1 protein-coding gene is annotated in these 2,417 nt (G+C 68.3%); it reads right to left on the bottom strand.

The genetic code is table 11. From position 1 onward, the window contains the following. Positions 1-12 precede the first annotated feature (12 nt). Positions 13-2,417 (bottom strand): mechanosensitive ion channel domain-containing protein (locus JCM9942_RS14200; RefSeq protein WP_054660485.1); only part of this gene is annotated, 2,405 nt, incomplete at its 5' end.

Raw genomic sequence — 2,417 nt, 5'->3', positions numbered from 1 at the left:
CGCGACGCGCGCCTACGCCGGCGGCGCGTCCGTACCTGCAGGGTGGCCGGTGCCCGTCGCCTGGCGGAACAGCGCTTCGGCGGCGGTCTTGTCCACCGAGCGCAGGTGCAGGTCCTGCTGCGGGAACGGTATCTCGATCTGCGCCTGGCTCAGCGCCGCATGGAGGTTGGCTACCAGTGCGCTGCGCACACCCATCCAGTTGTCCGCGTCATGGGTCCAGGCGCGCACCGAGAAGTCCAGCGCGCTGGCGCCAAAGCCCAGGAAGAACACCGACGGTGGCGGAAATGTCGCCACATGCGCGGTGTCGCTGACGGCCTGGCTCAACAGCGCCTGCACCTGTGCCACATCGCTGCCATAGGCCACGCCCACGTCCACGCTCAGCCGGCGGCTGCTGTCCAGCAGGGTCCAGTTGGTGAGCTTCTCCGACAGCAGCATGCCGTTGGGGATGACCACATCGGCGCCCTCGAATGTCTTCAAGGTGGTGGCGCGCATGCCGATGTTGTGGACGCGGCCACTGGTGCCGTCGAAATCGATGACATCGCCCGGCTGCAACGGGCGTTCGAACATCAGGATCAGGCCCGAGACGAAATTGTTGACCACGCCCTGCAGGCCCAGCCCGATACCTACGCCTAGCGCGCCGAACAGGAAAGTCAGCTGCCCGACCTTGAAGCCGGCGGCGGACAACGCCAGCAGCAGGCCGATCAGCAGCAGCGCGTAGTAGCCGAGCGAGGCGACGCTGTTGCCCACACCGCGTGGCAGTGACATCCGCGCCAGCACTTCCTCCTGCAGCACCAGTCGCAGCGAGCGGGCGATCCAGAAGGCCAGAAACACCGAGACGAAGAACACCAGCACATCGCCCAGACTCAGTGACAGTTCGCCATATTCGAGCCGGCGTGTCAGTGCCGACTGGGCCAGCGACCACAGCGGGCGGAAGACCCGGAAGCGCTCCATGGCGAACACCAGCCACCCCGCCGCGGTACCCAGCCGCATCACCCGGATGATGCCGTCGGCCAGGCTTTCGCGATGCGCCTGCAGCAGCCGCAGGTGGTGCAGGCCGGGCTGGGCCAGCAGGGTCCGCAGCAATGCCGAGAACACCGCGAGCGCGGCGTAAAGTACCAGTGCCATGTAGCCGCAATCGATGATGCCGCCGGCCAGCATCACCGCCATGGACACATTGCCCAGCACATTGCTCACGATCGAGCCGCTGAGCAGCGCCACCGCGGACCACGCCAACGCCCGTGCCGCCGTGCGTACCGAGGCGCTGGCATGGGCCGTGTGCCGACGGGCCAGCCGCAGCAGCCACAGGGTCAGCAGCAGCATCGCCGCGGCCAGCAGCAGGTAGTACCAGCGATACAGCGGGTGGTTGGCCAGCAGGAAGAAACCCAGCCGCTGCAGCAGATAGAAGCCGGAGGCCAGATAGGGCCACGGTCCCAGCAGGGCGCGCGCCGGGGCCGGTAACAGGCGCAGTACCGGGATCAATGCCACGACCATGGTGATCTGGTGCAACAGCAATGGGGCATCCGGCTCCAGCACCATCACCCCGATCATCGACAGCAGTACCCAGCACGACACCGGGCGCAGCAGCACGTGCGCCGAGGCCGCGGTGGTCGCATCCACCTGCGGGGTACGCCGGGTCCTCCACGCCAGCCAGCCCAGCAGTGGCACCAGTACGATTTCCAGGGCGCGCAGTGCCCGCTGGTTGCCCAGCCCCGCCTCGGCGTACTGGCGCATGAACTCCAGCTCCAGCGCCAGTTCCTTGCGCAGCACCTGGCGCATGCTGTCATTGACCGCGGCCGAGGCGCTGGTTGTCCACAAGGGCCGGGCATCGATCCGCAGCAGGCGGCGATCGATATGCTCGATCGCGGCGGCCACCGCGTGTGCGCCGCTGCGGATCCGGGCATCGAGCAGGTTGGCGCGTCGCCCCAGTTCCATCTGCTGCTGCAGGGGTCTGGACAACGAGTTCTCGGCCTGGCGCAGACGGGCGATGACCGTATCGATCCGCTGTGACAGCGCCTCCGGCAGCGACCCGGGCGGATACGCACGGCGCGTGGCCTCCCACAACGCGCGCCGGCCGGACAGCTCGGCGGCATCGCGCGCGTAGGGATCGGTGCTGGCCCTGAGCTCCTGCTTCCAATGGCTGAAGCGCAGCGCATCGAACTTCCAGTGGCGCTCCAGGCTTTCCAGGCGCAGTACGGGCAGTCGTCTGAGTTCGGCGTAGGCGAACATCCCGCCCTTGGCATCCACCGACTGCTCGATCGCCCGCAGTTCCGGTTCGGCGCTGCGCTGGATCGGCAGATCCTGGGTGCTGCGGACCAGCACTTCGTCAGCGTAGCGCTCGTCGGTGTCCGCCCGCGCCGGGATGTCCTCCAGCGCGATCGGGCGGGGGCTGGCGGCGGGCGTGGCCGCTGCGCCGTTGG

It is taken from the genome of Stenotrophomonas pictorum JCM 9942 (assembly GCF_001310775.1).
In the GTDB taxonomy this organism is placed as follows: Bacteria; Pseudomonadota; Gammaproteobacteria; order Xanthomonadales; family Xanthomonadaceae; genus Stenotrophomonas; species Stenotrophomonas pictorum.
The sequence above is the reverse complement of the archived record's forward strand: the minus strand, read 5'-3'. Positions and strand labels throughout refer to the sequence as shown.